The following is a 13,541-nucleotide window of genomic DNA, read 5'->3' as shown; positions in this document are numbered from 1 at the left end:
GGTTCACTATGAGTGAGATCAAAATTATTAACGCAAAAAAAATCTATCACGATGTCCCTGTTATTGAGAATTTGAACATTACAATTCCAAAAGGAAGTCTCTTTACCCTTCTTGGACCTTCAGGTTGTGGGAAAACGACTCTTCTTCGTATGATTGCAGGTTTCAACAGTATCGAAGGCGGAGAATTTTACTTCGATGATACAAAAATCAATAATATGGAACCCAGCAAACGCAATATCGGCATGGTTTTCCAAAACTACGCTATTTTCCCACATTTGACTGTCCGAGACAATGTTGCTTTTGGTCTCAAGCAAAAGAAGGTTCCAAAAGAAGAATTGGTCCAACAGACAAACAAGTATCTTGAACTCATGCAAATTGCTCAATACGCGGATCGGAAGCCCGATAAACTCAGTGGTGGACAACAACAACGTGTCGCCTTGGCACGTGCCTTAGCGGTTAATCCAAGTGTTCTCCTCATGGACGAGCCACTTAGTAACCTAGATGCCAAACTTCGCTTGGATATGCGTCAAGCTATTCGGGAAATCCAACACGAAGTGGGAATTACAACCGTTTATGTGACCCACGACCAAGAAGAAGCCATGGCTATTTCAGATCAAATTGCTGTTATGAAAGATGGGGTGATCCAACAAATCGGCCGACCAAAAGAACTCTATCATAAACCAGCTAATGAGTTTGTAGCAACCTTTATCGGACGCACAAATATTATCCCTGCCAATCTCGAAAAACGGAGCGACGGCGCTTATATCGTCTTTTCAGATGGCTATGCCCTTCGAATGCCAGCCCTTGATCAGGCTGAGGAACAAGCTATTCATGTAAGCATCCGTCCTGAAGAGTTTATCAAAGATGAATCTGGAGATATTGAAGGAACTATTAGCGATAGCGTCTATCTTGGACTAAATACTGAATACTTCATCGAGACAGGCTTTGCCTCAAAAATTCAGGTTAGCGAAGAATCAACTTTTGAAGAAGATCTACAAAAAGGCGATCGTATTCGTCTACGAATCAATACTCAAAAATTAAACGTCTTTTCTGCAGATGGTTCCCAAAACCTGATAAAAGGAGTCAACCATGGAACGTAAAAAACTAAATATTTGGACAGCCTCCTCTTTCTTCATCTTTCTTACTTATCTTGTCTTTCTCGTTTATCCTATCGTTACCGTGCTAAAGCAAGCACTCATACATGAAGGACATTTCTCACTAGCTAATTTTGTCACTTTCTTTAGTAAAGCCTACTACTCTGAGACACTCGTCAACAGTTTCAAGGTTTCTATTACCGCTACTGTCACTTCCTTAGTCGTAGGAACCTTATTAGCTTATCTCTTCTCTATGTATGACTTCAAGGGAAAGAAATTTCTACAAATATTAATTATCATTGCTTCCATGTCAGCTCCGTTCGTGGGAGCCTACTCCTGGATTCTCTTGCTGGGACGAAATGGGGTCATTACTAAATTCCTGACAAATACCCTTCATCTTCCAGCTATCGATATTTATGGATTCAAAGGAATTGTACTTGTCTTTACACTGCAACTATTCCCACTGGTATTTCTATACGTTGCTGGGACAATGAAAAGTATTGATAATTCTCTACTTGAAGCTGCTGAAAGCATGGGGTCCTTCGGATTTAAGCGTATCGTAAGGGTTGTTTTGCCTCTCCTAGTTCCAACCTTACTAGCAGCTGCCCTGCTTGTATTTATGAGAGCATTCTCAGACTTTGGAACCCCTATGTTGATTGGTGAAGGATATCGGACTTTCCCTGTCCTGATTTATACTCAATTTATTAGCGAGGTTGGAGGAAATTCTGCTTTTGCATCTGCTTTAGCCATTATGGCGATTATCATTGCCTTGGCAATTTTCCTTATCCAAAAATACATTTCAAACCGCTACAGTTTCAGTATGAATTCGCTCCATCCAATCGAGCCTAAAAAAACTACAAAAGGAAAAATAGCTGCCATTTATGCAACAGTCTACGGAATTATCTTGTTCTCTGTTCTACCTCAAGTCTACTTGATTTATACTTCTTTCCTAAAAACATCAGGTATGGTATTTGTTAAAGGTTATTCTCTAAACAGTTACAAGGTAGCTTTCAATCGTATGGGATCTGCTATTTTCAATACCATTCGTATCCCTTTGATTGCCTTAGTTCTAGTTGTCCTATTTGCAACATTTATCTCCTACCTAGCCGTTAGAAAACGGAATTTGTTTACAAACTTAATTGACAGCCTCAGTATGGTCCCTTATATTGTACCAGGAACCGTTCTAGGGATTGCCTTCATTTCTTCCTTCAATACTGGTCTATTTGGAAGTGGATTTCTTATGATTACAGGAACTGCTTTCATCTTGATTATGTCCCTATCTGTCAGAAGATTGCCTTATACTATTCGCTCATCTGTTGCTAGTTTGCAACAAATAGCCCCAAGTATTGAAGAAGCCGCGGAAAGCTTAGGAAGTAGTCGTCTCAATACCTTTGCCAAGATTACAACTCCAATGATGCTATCTGGTATTATTTCTGGAGCCATCCTATCTTGGGTCACAATGATTTCAGAACTCTCTACTTCTATCCTCCTCTACAATGTCAAAACAAGAACAATGACTGTAGCCATTTATACAGAGGTTCTCAGAGGGAATTATGGTGTAGCCGCAGCCTTGTCAACTATCTTGACTATTCTAACAGTAGGTTCCTTGCTCTTATTTATGAAAATCTCTAAAAGCAACAGCATTACACTTTAGTTTCCCCCATCAAAAACAGCCGAAAGGATTACCCTCGGCTGTTTTTTCTTATCTTGATATTCCTATCAAATTCTTATACTCAATGAAAATCAAAGAGCAAACTAGGAAACTAGCCGCAGGTTGCTCAAAGCACTGCTTTGAGGTTGTGGATAGAACTGACGAAGTCAGTAACCATATCTACGACAAGACGACGTTGACGCGGTTTGAAGAGATTTTCGAAGAGTATTAAATAGAGGCTTCCTCCATCTTCTCACGTCCTAGTTCCCGGTAACTACGGTCGCCGACAACTTCTACGCTAAACTGACCGTCCTCATATTCAAGGATCGTCACGCTACCATTATCCAGACCATGAGGATGCATACCATTGATCAGATAAACAATGGTTCCAATAGTCATTCCGTGGCTCACGACAAGAGCATTGCCCCCACCTTGCTCTTCCATTTCTTTGGCAATCGCTTCAAAACCTTCCTTGATTCGACCACTGAGTTTTTCCCAGCCTTCAGCCCAACCAGCTGTATCGACCTCTACCAAACCCTCAGCCAGTTCAGCATAAGACAATTGGTGAACGTGGTCCACATTAAAGATACGAGGAATAATGCCCATGAAAAGATCGCCATCGTAGGCTCCGTCAAAGCTACCAAAACACCATTCTCTGATACGCTTGTCCATGCGATAAGGGATTTTCCCCTGCAATCCAAGTTCTTCAAGGATAATTCCCATTGTCTGAATGGTGCGCCCAGAATCACTCGAATAAGCGCGCTCAAACTGCAAACCAGTTTCTCGCAAACCGATTCCTAACTCTTGAATCCCTCGTTCACCTTCAGCTGTTAAGGGAGTATCGCTCCAACCTTGCGCGCGACCAATCGTGTTAAACATAGTCTTGCCATGACGTACCAAATACAATCGTACTTTTACCATTTTCCGTCCTCCGTTTGCTTCTATTATATCATGGATGATAAAACAAAAGCCACCCAGACAGGCGACTTTTGCAGGAGATTATTATGAAAAAGTTTAGGAGTTCATTAAATAAAGATATTAGATGAAAATCAAATTCAAACTAAATCAGTGTTATCTGTTTCAAATAATATTAGGAGGTCTTTATTTAATGATTATAGTATACACATCCAACCTTAAATAGAGCTTAAAATTTCTCCTATTTTCTTAATTTTTAAAACTATGAATTGGTGCTGGGATTTGTCCTCCACGAGAGATGAAATCGACAGACGAAGCCCCATTGACTTTCATAACAGGTGCAGTTCCTAATAGGCCACCAAACTCAATCATATCGCCTTCTTTTCCTTTTGGAATGATACGAACAGCCGTTGTCTTCATGTTAATAACACCAATTGCAGCCTCATCTGCAATCATGGCCGCAATGGTTTCAGCAGGTGTATTCTCCGGAATGGCAATCATATCCAAACCAACGGAACAGATAGCCGTCATAGCTTCTAGTTTTTCCAGATTAAGAGAGCCATTTTGCACTGCAGCAATCATTCCTTCATCCTCTGACACAGGGATAAAGGCACCAGACAAACCACCGACTTGGTTGCAGGCCATAACTCCACCCTTCTTAACTTGGTCGTTCAAGAGTGCCAAGGCAGCCGTCGTTCCATGCGTACCAACTGTTTCTAGTCCCATTTCTTCTAGGACACGTGCAACAGAATCTCCAACCGCAGGAGTTGGCGCCAAACTCAAATCCACAATACCAAACTCCACACCCAGTCTCTCACTGGCCATTTGACCAACCAATTGACCGATACGAGTGATTTTAAAGGCAGTCTTCTTGACCGTTTCTGCTACTACATCAAAGCTCTGTCCACGAACTTTTTCCAAGGCACGCTTGACCACACCAGGACCGGAAACTCCGACATTGATGATAACATCTGCCTCCCCAACACCATGGAAGGCACCCGCCATAAATGGATTGTCCTCAACAGCATTAGCAAATACAACCAACTTGGCCGCTCCCATATCTGATAGAGTTGCCGTTTCCTTGATAACTCTTCCCATATCTGCGACAGCCGTCATATTGATACCAGACTTGGTTGAGCCGATATTGACTGACGAGCAGACCTTGTCCGTTTCAGCCAAAGCACGAGGAATAGAATTGATGAGAATCTCATCTCCCTTTTGATAACCTTTTTGTACCAAGGCAGAGAAACCACCAATAAAATCCACACCGATTTCTTTCGCAGCCTTATCAAGCGCTTTTGCCAGAACCACGTAGTCCGTCGCATCTGTCGCTGCCCCAATCAAAGAAATAGGAGTCACCGATACACGCTTATTTACGATAGGAATTCCCAACTCAGCTGCAATTTCGTCGCCAACAGCCACTAAATTAGCCGCCTTGGTCGTAATCTTTTGATAAATTTTCTCCGCAGCACGATTGATATCTGGATCGATACAGTCCAAAAGAGAAATCCCCATGGTAATGGTTCTAATATCGAAGTTTTGCTCCTCAATCATGGAGATGGTTTCAGTAACTTGTCTAATATCCATGTGCACCTCCTAGATATTATACATAGCTTCGAAAATAGCTGCACTCTGAATATTGATTTTTACATTCAAAGTTTGACCAAAGGTTTCAAACTCATTACGAAGATAGGTGAAATCTTGCTTTTCATTGCTAGAGACGACAGCCATCATCGTGAAATATTCATCCAAGACAGTTTGAGAAATATCGTCTATATTCAAACCCAATTCTGCAATTTTACCAGAAACACCTGCAACAATTCCAGATTTATCTTTACCAACAACAGTTATAATCGCTTTCATAAGCAAACTCCAATTCTTCTTAAAATAGGAAACCTGAACATTAAACAGGATTCTTTTCAAATAGTATAGCATAATTCCAACTAAAATACTCAAAAACGCCTGCTTACGAAGTTGTTCTTAAGAAAAAAACAATTTCGTAAACAAGCGTCTACTATCCCAACTTATGATGAGTGTTCCCGCTAGGACCGAAATCCTAGCGGTAGACCAGAGCTAGACTAAGAGCACAAGACTCCATCATCATAACACTCAACAAAATTGATGATTTTATACTAATTCGATGATCGCCATTGGCGCTGCATCACCACGACGTGGTTCAGTTTTAAGGATACGAGTGTATCCACCGTTACGTTCAGCATAACGAGGTGCGATTTCTGAGAACAATTTTTGAAGTGCTGTAGTAGAAGTGTACTTGTCAGTTGCTTCATCATAGTTTTCAGATGCGATTTCATTACGTACGAAAGCAGCTGCTTGACGACGTGCATGCAAATCACCACGTTTACCTAGAGTAATCATTTTTTCAACAGTTTTACGGATTTCTTTAGCACGAGCTTCAGTTGTCACGATTGATTCGTTGATCAAAAGGTCAGTTGTCAAATCGCGAAGCATTGCTTTACGTTGTGAGCTAGTGCGTCCTAGTTTACGGTAAGCCATGTATTCCTCCTTTATTTATCTTTTAATCCAAGACCCAAATCAATGAGTTTGAGTTTCACTTCTTCCAAACTCTTGCGTCCAAGATTTCGTACTTTCATCATCTCTGCTTCAGATTTTTCTGTCAAATCATGCACAGTATTGATACCGGCACGTTTCAAACAGTTGTATGAACGCACAGACAAGTCCAGTTCCTCAATCGTACGATCCAAAATACGATCGTCAGATTCAGTATCAGCTTCTTTCATCACTTCAGTTGACTTAGCAATCTCAGTAAGATTTGTAAACAAATCAAGATGTTCTGTCAAAATACGTGCAGAAAGCCCTAAAGCATCTTCTGGAATAATTGTTCCATTTGTCAAGATTTCAAGGGTTAATTTGTCAAATCCATCATTGCTACCTACACGAGCAGGTTCCACTTGATAGTTGACTTTGGTAACTGGTGTATAAATAGAATCTACAGCAAGTGTCCCAACTGGTGCATTATCTTTTTTATTTTCATCAGCAGGTACATATCCACGACCACTGTTAACAGTCATAGTCGCTTTTAGAGAAGAACCTTCACCGATTGTAAAGAGATAATGATCTGGATTTACAATTTCAATATCGCTATCTGTCAAAATGTCACCAGCTGTTACTTCAGCAGGACCTTCAACATCTAGTTCGATGATTTTTTCGTCTTCAACGTACGATTTCACTGCAATTCCTTTAATGTTCAGAATGATTTGCATCACGTCTTCACGAACACCTGGAACTGTGTCAAACTCATGTAACACACCATCAATGTTGATAGATGTCACAGCTGCTCCTGGTAGAGAAGCTAGAAGTACACGACGAAGAGAGTTACCAAGAGTTGTACCGTAGCCACGTTCAAGTGGTTCAATTACAAACTTGCCATAATCTTTATTTTCATCAATTTTTGTTATATTTGGTTTTTCAAACTCGATCATTTAGTTACTCCCTCTTAAACGAAAAGCAGTGTAATGCGATGATTATACACGGCGACGTTTTGGAGGACGAGCACCATTGTGTGGCACTGGAGTCACATCACGAATTGCTGTTACTTCAAGACCAGCGGCAGCAAGCGCACGAATAGCTGACTCACGACCAGAACCTGGACCTTTTACAGTAACTTCAACTGATTTAAGACCGTGTTCTTGTGCAGATTTAGCAGCAGCTTCAGAAGCCATTTGAGCAGCGAATGGTGTAGATTTACGAGAACCTTTGAAACCAAGAGCACCAGCTGATGACCAAGCAATTGCATTACCATGCACATCAGTAATCATAACAATAGTGTTATTAAATGTAGCGTGAATATGAGCAATACCAGATTCGATATTCTTTTTCACACGACGTTTACGTGTTGGTTTAGCCAAGACTTTTACCTCCTATATTATTTTTTCTTACCAGCAATCGCAACAGCTTTACCTTTACGAGTGCGAGCGTTGTTTTTAGTGTTTTGTCCACGGACAGGAAGTCCACGACGGTGACGGATACCACGGTATGAACCGATTTCCATCAAACGTTTGATGTTCAAGTTTACTTCACGACGAAGGTCACCTTCAACTTTGATTGCATCCACTTCACGACGGATAGCATCTTCTTGATCTGATGTAAGATCACGTACACGAACATCTTCTGAGATTCCAGCAGCAGCCAAAATTTTCTTAGATGTTGCAAGTCCGATACCATAAACATAAGTCAATGAGATTACTACGCGTTTGTCATTTGGAATGTCAACTCCAGCAATACGAGCCATGTTTTCTCCTTTCTATCTTATCCTTGACGTTGTTTGTGTTTTGGATTTGCTGGGCAAATTACCATAACACGACCATTACGACGAATAACTTTACAGTATTCGCAAATTGGTTTGACCGATGGTCTTACTTTCATTTCTTATCCCTCCAAGTTTTTCGATTATTTAAAGCGGTAAGTGATACGTCCACGTGTCAAGTCATATGGACTCATTTCGACAGTAACACGATCTCCCGCTAAAATACGAATATAGTTTTTACGAATTTTACCAGAAACTGTTGCTAAAATCTGATGTCCATTTTCAAGTTCAACCGTAAACATTGCATTCGGCATTGTATCAACTACTTTGCCTTCAACTTCAATCACATCGTCTTTTGCCACGCAAAAGCACCTCCATAAATTTCGATTCGATGCCTCTAGACACAGAGACAACAATTATAAGTCAGACTATCTCAGTATAACATTTGTAGCGGATTTTTGCAAGTGTGAAAAACGCTTTATTTCAAATTTGTCAATACTTTTTCGATATCTGAGAAGACATCGTTAATATCTTGATTACCTTCGATGTCATGAACCAAACCTTTGGCACGGTAGTGAGCAATGATTGGTTCTCCTTGTGCAATATTCACATCCAAACGACGTTTGACTGTCTCAGGCTTATCATCTTCACGTTGGTAGTAATCTTCTTCTTTATAGTCAACTGGTGGGTTAAAGACCTTGTGGAAAGTTTCCCCAGTTACGCGGTGGATGATACGACCACTCAAACGTTCTAAGAGGCTATCTGGATTTACTTCAATGTTGATGACACCTTCTAGTTCAATGCCAAGTTCAGCCAATGTTTTGTCCAAGGCATGAGCTTGTTCGATTGTACGTGGGTAACCATCCAATAAGAATCCTGTTTCTTTAATATCATCTTGTGAAAGACGTTCTTTTACGATTCCATTTGTAACTTCATCAGGAACTAATTCACCCTTGTCAATGTATGACTTAGCAAGAACACCCATTTCAGTTTGATTTGCCATTGCAGCGCGGAACATATCACCTGTTGAGATATGTGCAACATGGAATTGTTCTACGATTTTTGCTGCTTGAGTTCCCTTACCTGCACCAGGTAAGCCCATAATCAAAAGATTCATGATCTGATCTCCTTATTTTATTTTTAAGTAGAAGTAAAAAGTCTTTCACCCCTATTTAAAAACAAAATAGAAGAGGGGAGACCAAACTCTCACAAATGTTAGAGTTTAAACCTCCACTCCCTCAGTATTTACTGATTCATACTCAATGAAAATCAAAGAGCAAACTAGGAAGCTAGCCGCAGGTTGCTCAAAGCACTGCTTTGAGGTTGCAGATAAAGCTGACGTGGTTTGAAGAGATTTTCGAAGAGTATCAGTAAATACTTTTATTCTGTTCTATCCATGAAACCAACATACTTACGTTTCAATAGGTAACCTTCCAATTGCTTGATTCCTTCGATACCAGTAGAGATAATGATCAAGAGACTGGTTCCCCCAAAGGCAACAACATCAGAAAGACCAAATACATCTTTAGCTGCAATCGGCAAAATGGAAATCACACCAAGGAAGAGGGAACCAACAGTTGCAAGACGACGAAGAAGTTTAGACATATATTCTTCTGTACCTTTACCAGGACGAACTCCATGGATATAGGCACCGCTCTTTTGTAGGTTCTCTGCCGCTTTTTCAGGATTAATCTGTACAAACGTATAGAAGAATGTAAAGAGAATAATCAACAAAGCATACATGGCAATACCAGTTGGAGAAGTGGTTGCCAACATCTCTTGTGCTACCCTTACCCAAGCCCAATCATGACCTGTAGCGCTCAAAAACTGAAGAATAGCCGCAGGCGCTGCAGTAATGGAACTGGCAAAGATAACAGGGATAACTCCAGCAGGGTTTACCTTCAATGGAAGGTAAGAGCTAGATGGAGCACCTTGTGCAACCTTAGTATATTGGATTGGAATTTTGTATTCTGCTTGTTGAACATAGGTTGTAAAATAAATGATCAACAATACAGTAATAATCAAAATGATTACGAAAATGATAGATGAAGTGATACGGCTACTTGGGACGTTCACAAAGTAGTCCACATAGATGCCCTGAATCATCTCTGGAATTGAGGCAACAATCCCGGCAAAGATAATCATGGAAACACCGTTTCCGTATCCCTTATCTGTAATTTGCTCTCCCAACCACGTGACAATCATACTACCAGCTGTTAAGATGATACCAATCGTCAGAAAAACTTGTGGAGTTAAAGCAGTTTTAATCAATTGAGCTCCAGCCAAGGTATTAAAACCAGCTGTAATCCCGATAGATTGCACAAAAGCGAGAACTAGAGCAATATAACGAGTAGCTTGATTTAATTTTCTTCGGCCTACTTCCCCTTGTTTCCCCCACTCTACAAACTTGGGTAAAATATCCATTTGCAAGAGTTGGACAACGATAGAAGCAGTGATATAGGGACTAACTCCTAGAGCAAAAATCGAAAAGTTTTTTAGGGCATTCCCCGACACCAAGCTCAACATGTTTAAGAAGGATAATCCACTTAAAGCATTCAAGCTATTGGCATTCACACCAGGAACTGTAATGCTAGTTCCGACACGAAAGACCAAAACGATAAAAATTGTAAATAAAATTTTTGATCGAACCTGCTTGACTTTAAGAGCTTCTCTTAATAATTTAAAAAACATAGGTCACCTCTCTTAGATGACTTCTACTGAACCACCTTTAGCAGTGATAGCTTCTTCAGCTGATTTAGAGAATTTAGCTGCTTTCACAGTCAATTTCTTAGTCAACTCACCGTTACCAAGAATTTTAATACCTGATTTTTCAGCTTTAACAATTCCTGCTTCGATAAGAACAACTGGAGTAACTTCAGCACCATCTTCAAAGACGTTCAATTGGTCAAGGTTCACAATTGCGTATTCTTTAGCGTTGATGTTAGTGAATCCACGTTTTGGAAGACGACGGAACAATGGAGTTTGTCCACCTTCAAAACCAAGGCGAACTCCGCCACCGCTACGAGCTTTTTGACCTTTTTGACCACGACCAGATGTTTTACCGTTACCTGATGAAGTACCACGACCAACGCGGTTACGTACTTTACGAGAACCTTCTGCAGGTTTCAATTCATGAAGTTTCATTTTTATTTTCTCCTCTTTTGTAAAATGCTAGCGCCGATAAGGGAGAAAAGGTTGTCTCCCCCATCAACTCGCCTATACGACGTCATCATAGATGACTATATCTAGTTTTAGGGGATGGTATAGTGCACATCCCCTAAAAATTCATTAGTTTACTTCTTCAACTGTTACCAAGTGAGATACTGCTGTGATCATACCACGGATAGCAGCGTTATCTTCTTTAATAACAGAGCTGTTCAATTTGCCAAGTCCAAGTGCTACAACAGTTTTACGTTGTGATGGAATGCGTCCGATTGGAGACTTAGTCAAAGTAATTTTAATTTGAGCCATTTTATCCCCCTTCTTATGCCAAATCAGAAACTGAAATACCACGAAGGGCAGCAACTTCTTCAGCGCGTTTCAATTGTTTCAAACCTTCAACAGTTGCACGAACAATGTTGATTGGAGTGTTAGAACCAAGTGATTTAGATGTAATATCTGCCACACCTGCCAATTCCACAACGGCACGAACTGCACCACCAGCGGCAACTCCAGAACCTTCTACAGCAGGTTTCAACAATACTTTAGCTCCACCGAATTCTGAAAGAACTTCGTGTGGGATTGTTGTTCCAACCATAGGAACTTCGATCAAGTTTTTCTTAGCATCATCTACTGCTTTACGGATTGCTTCTGGAACTTCTTGAGCTTTACCAGTACCAAATCCTACGCGACCGTTGTGGTCACCAACAACAACAAGAGCTGCGAAACGAAGACGACGTCCACCTTTAACAACTTTTGTAACACGGTTGACAGCAACTACGCGTTCTTCTAATTCAACTGCATTGTCTTTAAATGCCATTTTCTAGTGTCCTCCTATTAGAATTTCAATCCGTTTTCACGAGCTGCATCAGCCAAAGCTTTCACACGTCCGTGATATAGATATCCACCGCGGTCGAACACCACTTCTGAAATACCTTTAGCGTTTGCACGTTCTGCAACGAGTTTACCGACAGCAACGGCTTGTTCAGTTTTAGTTCCTTTTGAAACTTCTTTGTCAAGAGTTGAAGCACTTGCGAGCGTTACACCCGCTACGTCATCAATCACTTGAGCGTAGATGCCTGTATTAGAACGGAATACGTTCAAACGTGGGCGATCAGCAGTTCCAGAGAGTTTTCCGCGAACGCGACGGTGGCGTTTTTGGCGGAGTTTGTTTTTATCTGGTTTTGAAATCACAGTTTTCACCTCTTTAGTTTTAAATCGTGTGCTATGCACAAAGTTGGAAAATAGGTTGGTGGTTGAGACTCAACCACTCAACATTATTTACCTGTTTTACCTTCTTTACGGCGAACGAATTCACCAACGTAACGGATACCTTTACCTTTATATGGTTCTGGTGAACGAAGGCTACGTACGTAAGCAGCTGTTTGTCCAACTACTTCTTTTGAAATTCCGCTAACAACGATTGTTGTTGGGTTTGGAAGTTCAAAAGTAATTCCTTCTGGAGCTTCAACTTCGTCTGGATGAGATTTACCAACAGCCAAAACAAGTTTAGATCCTTGAAGTTGTGCACGGTAACCAACCCCACGCATTTCAAGTTCTTTCTTGAATCCTTCTGATACACCAACAACCATGTTGTTCAAAAGGGCACGAGTAGTTCCGTGGATAGTTTTCATTTCTTTTGAATCGTTTGGACGGTGAAGAGTTACTTCAGTACCTTCCACACGGATTTCAATATCTTTTGAGAACTCACGAGTAAGTTCTCCTTTAGGTCCTTTTACAGTTACAACGTTGTCATTGTTAGTGATTTCAACACCAGCAGGCAACACGATAACTTTATTACCAATACGTGACATGTTTATTTTCTCCTGTTAAATTGTCAGGCCAGAACGGCCAGTTTTCACGGGGTTAAATCGATTTCTCGATTTAAAGGAACATTTAGGTTTCAATTTCAAAGTGAATCTAAGCATCGTCTCGCAGGCATAACTTTGGGTTAGGTAAGAGACGATAACGAAGAGTCACAAAGAAATTGGGAGCTAAATATTACCAAACGTAAGCGATAACCTCACCACCAACATTCTTTTGGCGTGCTTCTTTATCAGTAAGCAAACCTTCAGAAGTTGAAAGGATAGCAATTCCAAGTCCGTTAAGAACTTTTGGAAGGTCTTCACGTTTTTTGTAGACACGAAGTCCTGGTTTAGAAACACGTTTCAAGTTAGTGATAACTTTTTCACCGTTTGGTCCGTATTTAAGGAATACACGGATGATGCCTTGTTTGTCATCTTCGATGATTTCAACGTTTTTTACAAAACCTTCGCGTTTAAGGATTTCAGCAATCCCTTTTTTGATGTTTGATGCAGGTACTTCAAGTACTTCGTGTTTCGCTTGGTTAGCGTTACGAATACGAGTTAGGAAGTCTGCGATTGGGTCAGTCATAACCATTTTGTTTTTCTCCTCTTACTAGTAGTTTGCAAGTTGC

The 13,541-nt window shown here is 40.6% G+C and carries 20 protein-coding genes; 3 read left to right on the top strand and 17 right to left on the bottom strand.

The genetic code is table 11. The features are described 5' to 3' along the window. Nucleotides 1–8 precede the first annotated feature (8 nt). From PCY12_RS03065 to PCY12_RS03055, 3 genes are all read left to right on the top strand, one after another. On the top strand, nucleotides 9–1,100 hold the full coding sequence (locus tag PCY12_RS03065; RefSeq protein WP_033685580.1) for an ABC transporter ATP-binding protein: 1,092 nt from the start codon (nucleotides 9–11) through the stop codon (nucleotides 1,098–1,100). After that, nucleotides 1,090–2,748 carry an iron ABC transporter permease gene (locus tag PCY12_RS03060; RefSeq protein WP_301351454.1) on the top strand — a complete coding sequence of 553 codons (1,659 nt, stop codon included), beginning with the start codon at nucleotides 1,090–1,092 and terminating at the stop codon, nucleotides 2,746–2,748. Before PCY12_RS03065 ends, PCY12_RS03060 begins: the two co-directional genes overlap by 11 nt. 82 nt (nucleotides 2,749–2,830) lie before the next feature. Further along, nucleotides 2,831–2,977, top strand: coding sequence for a hypothetical protein (locus PCY12_RS03055; RefSeq protein WP_007285118.1), 147 nt, complete (start codon nucleotides 2,831–2,833; stop codon nucleotides 2,975–2,977). Here the strand turns inward: PCY12_RS03055 and PCY12_RS03050 are convergent. The 17 genes from PCY12_RS03050 to rpsH all read right to left on the bottom strand — a co-directional run bounded on the left by PCY12_RS03050 (nucleotide 2,974) and on the right by rpsH (nucleotide 13,504). Then, nucleotides 2,974–3,666: a histidine phosphatase family protein gene (locus tag PCY12_RS03050; RefSeq protein WP_301351452.1), complete on the bottom strand. Its 693-nt coding sequence runs from the start codon at nucleotides 3,664–3,666 to the stop codon at nucleotides 2,974–2,976. The genes PCY12_RS03055 and PCY12_RS03050 overlap by 4 nt on opposite strands. Before the next feature lie 243 nt (nucleotides 3,667–3,909). Then, nucleotides 3,910–5,247 (bottom strand): PFL family protein, encoded by a 1,338-nt coding sequence (locus PCY12_RS03045; RefSeq protein ID WP_301351451.1) that lies wholly within the window; start codon nucleotides 5,245–5,247, stop codon nucleotides 3,910–3,912. A gap of 9 nt (nucleotides 5,248–5,256) precedes the next feature. Then, a complete protein-coding gene (locus PCY12_RS03040) occupies nucleotides 5,257–5,523 on the bottom strand; it encodes an ACT domain-containing protein (protein ID WP_261043234.1) in 267 nt (88 codons plus the stop codon). 264 nt (nucleotides 5,524–5,787) lie between these two features. Then, nucleotides 5,788–6,174: a 50S ribosomal protein L17 gene (rplQ, locus tag PCY12_RS03035; protein ID WP_000331493.1), complete on the bottom strand. Its 387-nt coding sequence runs from the start codon at nucleotides 6,172–6,174 to the stop codon at nucleotides 5,788–5,790. An 11-nt stretch (nucleotides 6,175–6,185) separates the two neighbouring features. After that, nucleotides 6,186–7,121, bottom strand: coding sequence for a DNA-directed RNA polymerase subunit alpha (locus tag PCY12_RS03030; RefSeq protein ID WP_000568988.1), 936 nt, complete (start codon nucleotides 7,119–7,121; stop codon nucleotides 6,186–6,188). Nucleotides 7,122–7,163: 42 nt separating this feature from the next. Next, nucleotides 7,164–7,547, bottom strand: coding sequence for a 30S ribosomal protein S11 (gene rpsK / locus PCY12_RS03025; RefSeq protein WP_001118385.1), 384 nt, complete (start codon nucleotides 7,545–7,547; stop codon nucleotides 7,164–7,166). Between the two features lie 17 nt (nucleotides 7,548–7,564). Further along, the gene (gene rpsM / locus PCY12_RS03020) at nucleotides 7,565–7,930 is read right to left on the bottom strand and encodes a 30S ribosomal protein S13 (RefSeq protein ID WP_000090781.1); all 366 of its coding nucleotides are present in this window, start codon (nucleotides 7,928–7,930) and stop codon (nucleotides 7,565–7,567) included. Nucleotides 7,931–7,947: 17 nt separating this feature from the next. Then, a complete protein-coding gene (rpmJ, locus tag PCY12_RS03015; RefSeq protein WP_001808836.1) occupies nucleotides 7,948–8,064 on the bottom strand; it encodes a 50S ribosomal protein L36 in 117 nt (38 codons plus the stop codon). A 24-nt stretch (nucleotides 8,065–8,088) separates the two neighbouring features. Continuing rightward, entirely contained in the window at nucleotides 8,089–8,307 is a 219-nt protein-coding gene (gene infA, locus PCY12_RS03010) for a translation initiation factor IF-1 (protein WP_001029883.1), read from the bottom strand. Between the two features lie 116 nt (nucleotides 8,308–8,423). Next, entirely contained in the window at nucleotides 8,424–9,062 is a 639-nt protein-coding gene (locus tag PCY12_RS03005; RefSeq protein WP_001050436.1) for an adenylate kinase, read from the bottom strand. A 263-nt stretch (nucleotides 9,063–9,325) separates the two neighbouring features. Continuing rightward, nucleotides 9,326–10,636 (bottom strand): preprotein translocase subunit SecY, encoded by a 1,311-nt coding sequence (gene secY, locus PCY12_RS03000; protein WP_301351450.1) that lies wholly within the window; start codon nucleotides 10,634–10,636, stop codon nucleotides 9,326–9,328. A gap of 12 nt (nucleotides 10,637–10,648) precedes the next feature. Next, a complete protein-coding gene (rplO, locus tag PCY12_RS02995; protein ID WP_000766087.1) occupies nucleotides 10,649–11,089 on the bottom strand; it encodes a 50S ribosomal protein L15 in 441 nt (146 codons plus the stop codon). Between the two features lie 144 nt (nucleotides 11,090–11,233). Further along, nucleotides 11,234–11,416: a 50S ribosomal protein L30 gene (rpmD, locus tag PCY12_RS02990; protein WP_000057241.1), complete on the bottom strand. Its 183-nt coding sequence runs from the start codon at nucleotides 11,414–11,416 to the stop codon at nucleotides 11,234–11,236. A 13-nt stretch (nucleotides 11,417–11,429) separates the two neighbouring features. Continuing rightward, on the bottom strand, nucleotides 11,430–11,924 hold the full coding sequence (rpsE, locus tag PCY12_RS02985; RefSeq protein WP_000874202.1) for a 30S ribosomal protein S5: 495 nt from the start codon (nucleotides 11,922–11,924) through the stop codon (nucleotides 11,430–11,432). Nucleotides 11,925–11,941: 17 nt separating this feature from the next. Then, nucleotides 11,942–12,298: a 50S ribosomal protein L18 gene (rplR, locus tag PCY12_RS02980; protein ID WP_000624044.1), complete on the bottom strand. Its 357-nt coding sequence runs from the start codon at nucleotides 12,296–12,298 to the stop codon at nucleotides 11,942–11,944. An 83-nt stretch (nucleotides 12,299–12,381) separates the two neighbouring features. Further along, a complete protein-coding gene (rplF, locus tag PCY12_RS02975) occupies nucleotides 12,382–12,918 on the bottom strand; it encodes a 50S ribosomal protein L6 (RefSeq protein WP_000086626.1) in 537 nt (178 codons plus the stop codon). Between the two features lie 187 nt (nucleotides 12,919–13,105). Beyond that, nucleotides 13,106–13,504 (bottom strand): 30S ribosomal protein S8, encoded by a 399-nt coding sequence (gene rpsH, locus PCY12_RS02970; protein WP_000245504.1) that lies wholly within the window; start codon nucleotides 13,502–13,504, stop codon nucleotides 13,106–13,108. Between the last annotated feature and the right edge of the window lie 37 nt (nucleotides 13,505–13,541).

Origin of the sequence: Streptococcus sp. SPS1, assembly GCF_030439915.1 — a bacterium.
Taxonomy (GTDB): Bacteria; Bacillota; Bacilli; order Lactobacillales; family Streptococcaceae; genus Streptococcus.
Note: the sequence above shows the minus strand (reverse complement) of the source record. Positions and strands in the feature narration are given on the sequence as shown.

Excerpts from the sequence above, each read along its gene's own strand:
- PCY12_RS03065 (WP_033685580.1), top strand. The coding sequence starts at position 9 with ATGAGTGAGATCAAAATTATTAACGCAAAAAAAATCTATCACGATGTC.
- PCY12_RS03060 (WP_301351454.1), top strand. The coding sequence starts at position 1,090 with ATGGAACGTAAAAAACTAAATATTTGGACAGCCTCCTCTTTCTTCATC.
- PCY12_RS03055 (WP_007285118.1), top strand. The coding sequence starts at position 2,831 with ATGAAAATCAAAGAGCAAACTAGGAAACTAGCCGCAGGTTGCTCAAAG.
- PCY12_RS03050 (WP_301351452.1), bottom strand. The coding sequence starts at position 3,666 with ATGGTAAAAGTACGATTGTATTTGGTACGTCATGGCAAGACTATGTTT.
- PCY12_RS03045 (WP_301351451.1), bottom strand. The coding sequence starts at position 5,247 with ATGGATATTAGACAAGTTACTGAAACCATCTCCATGATTGAGGAGCAA.
- PCY12_RS03040 (WP_261043234.1), bottom strand. The coding sequence starts at position 5,523 with ATGAAAGCGATTATAACTGTTGTTGGTAAAGATAAATCTGGAATTGTT.
- rplQ (WP_000331493.1), bottom strand. The coding sequence starts at position 6,174 with ATGGCTTACCGTAAACTAGGACGCACTAGCTCACAACGTAAAGCAATG.
- PCY12_RS03030 (WP_000568988.1), bottom strand. The coding sequence starts at position 7,121 with ATGATCGAGTTTGAAAAACCAAATATAACAAAAATTGATGAAAATAAA.
- rpsM (WP_000090781.1), bottom strand. The coding sequence starts at position 7,930 with ATGGCTCGTATTGCTGGAGTTGACATTCCAAATGACAAACGCGTAGTA.
- rpmJ (WP_001808836.1), bottom strand. The coding sequence starts at position 8,064 with ATGAAAGTAAGACCATCGGTCAAACCAATTTGCGAATACTGTAAAGTT.
- PCY12_RS03005 (WP_001050436.1), bottom strand. The coding sequence starts at position 9,062 with ATGAATCTTTTGATTATGGGCTTACCTGGTGCAGGTAAGGGAACTCAA.
- secY (WP_301351450.1), bottom strand. The coding sequence starts at position 10,636 with ATGTTTTTTAAATTATTAAGAGAAGCTCTTAAAGTCAAGCAGGTTCGA.
- rplO (WP_000766087.1), bottom strand. The coding sequence starts at position 11,089 with ATGAAACTTCATGAATTGAAACCTGCAGAAGGTTCTCGTAAAGTACGT.
- rpmD (WP_000057241.1), bottom strand. The coding sequence starts at position 11,416 with ATGGCTCAAATTAAAATTACTTTGACTAAGTCTCCAATCGGACGCATT.
- rpsE (WP_000874202.1), bottom strand. The coding sequence starts at position 11,924 with ATGGCATTTAAAGACAATGCAGTTGAATTAGAAGAACGCGTAGTTGCT.
- rplF (WP_000086626.1), bottom strand. The coding sequence starts at position 12,918 with ATGTCACGTATTGGTAATAAAGTTATCGTGTTGCCTGCTGGTGTTGAA.
- rpsH (WP_000245504.1), bottom strand. The coding sequence starts at position 13,504 with ATGGTTATGACTGACCCAATCGCAGACTTCCTAACTCGTATTCGTAAC.